Here is a 5670-nt window from a genome sequence, read left to right on the forward strand (position 1 = left end):
TTACTGATCTAATGATGCCGGAAGCTGATGGTTTTGATGTATGCAGGCGCTTACGCTCGAATATCAAGACCAGTCATATTCCAATTGTTATGTTATCGGCTTTAGGTAAAAATACCGAAAACAAGATAAAAGCATTAGAGAGCGGAGCCAATGTGTTTATAGATAAACCTTTTGATATGGATTATTTACTTAAACAGGTGGCCAATCTGATAAAGAATCAAAATGAATTAAAGCAATCGTATAGCAAAAAATATATCGTAGAACCTTCTAAAATCACAATTTCTTCTACAGATGAAGCGCTGCTAAAAAAAGCAATGGAGCATATCGAAAAAAATATCAGCAATATAGATTATAACGTTGAATCATTTGTGTCCGATATGGGAATTGGGCGAACCTTATTGTACCAAAAAATAAATGACATCCTTGGAATGTCAATCAAGGAGTTTATTATGGATATCCGAATGAAACGAGCAGCACAGTTACTCCAGGAGTCGGATCTTACTATATCCGAAATTTCGTATTCAATAGGATTTAATAATCCCAAACATTTCAGCATTTGTTTCAAAAAACAATTTGATATAACACCTACTGAATTTAGAAAGAAGTCTTAACCGGGTGTTTTTCTACAGTTATTCCTGTAATTGTTCGATTTGTACAAAGTAAAACCTTTTCTGTACAAACCAATACCATTGAAAAAGCCTTCTGTGCATACTTTTGTGTATACACGGTTGCTTAAAGCACTTTGTTAAACCAACTTAATTAACCTAAAAAGTTTAACCATTTAATCAGAAAGTCATGGAATGAATATTATTAAAACTTGATAACGGTCTATCTTCTTAAAGATCAAATAAAGAATGAAAATTAAATACTTAAAACCTTAACCAACTATAACTAATATAAACCAATTTATATGATTAGAGGAATTCACATAAAGCTTAAAAGTTGCTTAATGGTTGTTGCTGTATTTTTCCTGTCAGCAAACCATATTTATTCGCAACAGAATGGACAAAATGTTAGAGTCACAGGAAAAGTTACAGATGAAAAAGGCGAGGGATTAATAGGTGTTTCTGTACTTGTTAAAGGAACGAAGAAAGGAACATCAACCAATTTAGACGGAAATTATTCTATAGAAGCTCCCTTAAACGATACATTAGTCTTCTCCTACATAGGTTTCGATCGCCAGGAAGTTAAAGTTAATTCGTCAGGAGTCATTAATGTAAAAATGGCTGGTGATAAAATGTTAGATGAAGTTGTTGTAGTGGGGTACGGTTCTACAAAGCGAAGGGATTTAACTGGCGGATTGGCAGTAGTAGGCAAAGAACAATTAGAAATGGTTTCTACACCAAATCTTATGGATCGCTTAGTAGGGCAGGTAGCCGGTTTTAGCATTACAACTGGAAACGCCGCACCAGGCGCCAGCCAAACTTTACTTATTCGTGGGGAAAACTCATTGTCTGCTAATAACTCGCCACTTATTATTTTAGACGGAATACCTTATAGTGGTTCTTTAACTGACATTGATCCTAACAATGTTGAAAGCCTAAGCATTTTGAAAGATGCTTCAGCCGTTGCTATATATGGTTCTCGTGGTTCAAATGGTGTTATCCTTATACAAACTAAAAGAGGAGCATTAGGCAAGGCTAATGTTTCTTATAGGGGACAATTGGGTATGGCCGAAACTATGCAAAGAATAGATGTTATGGGGCCAAATGAGTACATCCGTTTCCAACAAGACATAGGCAGGTTAAGACAAGGTTATACCGGTGATTTATTAGACCCGGTTGCCGGTGATATTATTAGCCTTACAGAACGCAAAAACTATCAAAACGGAATTACCCACAACTGGCAGGACTATATATTCAGAAGGGCAGTTAGTATGGACCATCAGCTAAGTATTTCCGGCGGAACGGAAAATACAAAATATATAGCCTCACTAGCCGCTCTGGACCAGGACGGTGTTGTTTACAATTCGCGTCTCTCTCGCCTTAATATGACTGCTAACCTCGATCAGACTTTTAACAAATGGCTGACCATTGGTGTCGGTATGCAATATACGCAAAGGAGCGATGGAGGGGTAACACCAAATATAGAACATGCCATTAAGCAAAGTCCATATGGTAGCTACAAAGATGAGGTTGGTAATTATGTTCCCGAACCAATGGAATATGCGCTAATTGCTAACCCAATGCGTAATGTAAATGCTATACAGGACAGGATTAACAGAAATTTTTTCCTTTCTGGCTATGCAGATATTTTATTACCCGTTAAAGGATTGTCCGCAAGATCTAATTTTGGTTATAACTATAGAAGTGGTTTTACAGGAACTTATTACGGAAGAAATACTTTTGACGGAAGAGAGCAGGCAGGTTTAGTAGGCGGTAAAGCATCTATCAATAACTCTCATTATAACGACTATATCTGGGAGAACCTGTTGAAATATGAGCGGCAGTTTGGCGACCACCGTTTTGATGCTACCGGTCTATTCAGTATGCAACAAACCAAAAGTGTAAGTGCCTCGCAAAGTGGAGAAGGCTTTGTAACTGACGATACTGAATATTTCATGATGAATACCGCTGCCCGAAATATCGTCAATAATTCTGGGCTAACGGAAACAGCCATGCTTTCCTATATGGGGCGTTTGAATTATGCGTATAAAGGCAAATACTTACTTACTTTAACAGGACGTACTGATGGCGCTTCTGTATTTGGAAAAAATAACAAATACGCATTTTTCCCGGTAGCGGCTGTGGCATGGCATATTGGGGAAGAAAGTTTTCTAAAGGATAATGTAAGCTGGTTAGATATGCTAAAAATTCGTATGTCGTACGGAGCCAATGGTAATCAGGCAATAAGTCCATACAGGACATTAGACCGTTTGTATTCGGACGTAAAATATATTTGGGGTGATAATGGTACGCAAGTAAACACGGCATATCTGGCTGGTGATGGTATCGGTAACCCTAATCTAAAATGGGAAACAACATATTCCAGCAACCTGGGAATAGATTTCCAATTATTTAAAAACAGGTTGAGCGGTACAATTGACGGATACATTTCTAATACCGAGGATTTATTGATGATTCGTACTGTTCCTATTATGAATGGATACAGGAGTATTTACGATAATATTGGTGCCACCAGAAATAAAGGGATAGAGGTAACTTTGAACAGCCTTAATGTTGATACAAAAAACTTTAAATGGAATTCTACAGCGGTGTTTTCGTTAAACCGCGATAAGATAGTAGAGCTAAGAGGAGATGGTAAAGATGATATTGGCAATAATTGGTTTATCGGCAAACCATTGAGGGTAATATTCGATTACAACATGATTGGTGTTTGGCAAACGGGTGAGGATTATCCAGCTGGTGCTTCTGCCGGAGCTGCTAAAATAGAAGACGTTGATGGTAATGGTACTATTAATATTGACGATAGAAAAGTAATTGGGTCTAAAAATCCTCGTTATACGGCTTCATTAGCCAACCGCTTTAGCTATAAGAATTTTTATGCATCCGCTTTGGTGACTGGTGTTTTCGATGTATGGCGCGATGATCATATGGCGAATATAGGGGCCTGGACTTTCGGAATAACCAATTATGTGCATAACGCCAATTACTGGACTCCTGAAAATCCGAATGCTACCATTGTTTCTCCGGGTTATTTAAACACACTGGGGCATGGGTACTACAAAAAGGTGAGTTACGTACAGGTCCGAAATATTACTTTAGGATATAGAATTCCACAACAAGTCACTAAGAAAGTAGGCGTAAGCGGAATTGATGTCAATCTAAGTGTGAACAATCTTCATACCTTTTCTAACATCAGGCAGGTTCTTAATTACGATAATACCTGGATGGCTTCGTTTCCAACAGCCCGTACCTATATGTTTGGCCTAAATGTAAACTTCTAAATACAACACGAAAATGAAAAATATTATCAAAGCAAGTCTTGCACTTATTACATTGATCTCATTAGGTGGCTGTGAAAAGTTTTTGGAAGAAGATTTGAAGACTGAATTAGCCCCAAGTAATACTTATACCAGTACTTATGGATTTGAAGTGGGTAGCGCGGGACTTTACGCATTAACCCGCTCGGAATACAATACTTATGGCGAGGGTGGTGCATTTATACACAATGGGGCTGCTCCTTATGAAGCGCTACAGGCAGCTACCGATATTGCGGATGTTATTAATAGCGATGCTTCTTTAATGGCATTTGCCAACTTAACGCTCAGGCCGACAGAGCGGTTTGTTGGTACCTATTGGAATTGGGCTTATAGCGTAATTTCATCAGCTAATTTAATGCTGGTTTATTCGGAACAAAATACCAACTGGGATTCACCTACAGACAAAGTGCGTTTTCAGGCAGAAGCAAGATTCTTTAGGGCCTATGCTTATCGAACGCTAGTCTATCTTTATGGTGACGTACCGTACGTAGAGACCATTTTGTATAACTTCCAGCTGAATTTTACACGTACTCCAAAGGCTGAAGTCATTGCACACATGGTAGACGACTTGAAATTTGCAGTAGAGCATTTGCCGGAAAATCCAGATCAGGTAAAGGATGGTAAACTAACCAAATGGGCTGCAAGCCACCTGTTAAGTGAAATTTATTTATTACAGGGAGATTATCCTGCGGCCGAAAAAGCTGCTTTAGCAGTAATCAATAGTAAATATTACAACTTAATGAAAACCAGATTTGGTGTTAATAAAGACAAACCAGGTGATGTGTTTAGTGATATGTTTTTGGAAAACAACCAAAACAGATTAACCAGTGGCAATAGAGAAAGCATTTGGGTGTTACAATTTCAATTTAACGTAGTTGGAGGTGGTACCAATTCTGATGACTGGACTCGCAGGGCCTGGATACCTAACTATTCATCTATCAACGGCTTTGTACTTGCAGATACCCTGGGAGGTAGAGGTATTGCACAATTGGTGCCGATGAAATGGTGGGTAGGAACTGCCCGTACAAATGCAGATGGAAATGTTCTAGGAATTTTTGATGCTGGTGATATTCGAAACTCAAATTATAATATTAAACGAGACTGGTATTATAATAATTCGGGAGACGCTTCACTATTTGGCAAAAGAGCGCCGATTACCGAACAGACCTGGTTTACAACAAAAACTTTGTTTCCTGCCATTACCAAGTTCTTTTATGGACGTGTAGAAAACCTGAGTTTAACAGGAAGCTATAAAGACCGTATGAAGTTCCGTTTGGCCGAAACTTATTTGCTTTTAGCAGAAGCCTATTTAGGTCAGAACGATCCGCAGAAAGCTGCTGATGCGGTAAACGAAGTGCGTGATAGAGCTGGAGCAACATTAGTAAGTGCTGCAGAAATGGATATGGACTATTTACTTGACGAACGCATAAGAGAATTGGTTGGCGAGGAAAGCCGTCGTTTTACATTGGTACGTACAAAAAAATATGTAGATCGGGTAAAATTACACAATCCTGCTATTGCAGATAAAGTAAAAGAAGAATATGCTTTATGGCCTATTCCGCAAGGAATCAGAGATGCAAATAGAGATGCACCATTCCCTCAAAATCCAGGCTATGATTAAGATAACATGTAAGATATTAATATGAAACCGACATGTTTACATAGAGTATTAATTGTAGCCCGCTTTTATCGGTATAAACTGCAAACGATTTACCCGATAAATCAGG

The 5670-nt window shown here is 38.4% G+C and carries 3 protein-coding genes; all 3 read left to right on the plus strand.

Annotated features, from left to right (window positions below; translation table 11 throughout):
* Positions 1 to 611: response regulator transcription factor (locus ABWO41_RS14675; RefSeq protein WP_353139628.1), on the plus strand; the 611-nt coding region annotated here is incomplete at its 5' end.
* A 299-nt stretch (positions 612 to 910) separates the two neighbouring features.
* Entirely contained in the window at positions 911 to 3907 is a 2997-nt protein-coding gene (locus tag ABWO41_RS14680; protein WP_353139631.1) for a SusC/RagA family TonB-linked outer membrane protein, read from the plus strand.
* Between the two features lie 13 nt (positions 3908 to 3920).
* On the plus strand, positions 3921 to 5564 hold the full coding sequence (locus ABWO41_RS14685) for a RagB/SusD family nutrient uptake outer membrane protein (RefSeq protein ID WP_353139634.1): 1644 nt from the start codon (positions 3921 to 3923) through the stop codon (positions 5562 to 5564).
* The last annotated feature ends 106 nt before the right edge of the window (positions 5565 to 5670 follow it).

Source organism: Pseudopedobacter sp. (assembly GCF_040392825.1).
Taxonomy (GTDB): domain Bacteria; phylum Bacteroidota; class Bacteroidia; order Sphingobacteriales; family Sphingobacteriaceae; genus Pseudopedobacter.

Excerpts from the sequence above, each read along its gene's own strand:
- ABWO41_RS14680 (WP_353139631.1), top strand. The coding sequence starts at position 911 with ATGATTAGAGGAATTCACATAAAGCTTAAAAGTTGCTTAATGGTTGTT.
- ABWO41_RS14685 (WP_353139634.1), top strand. The coding sequence starts at position 3,921 with ATGAAAAATATTATCAAAGCAAGTCTTGCACTTATTACATTGATCTCA.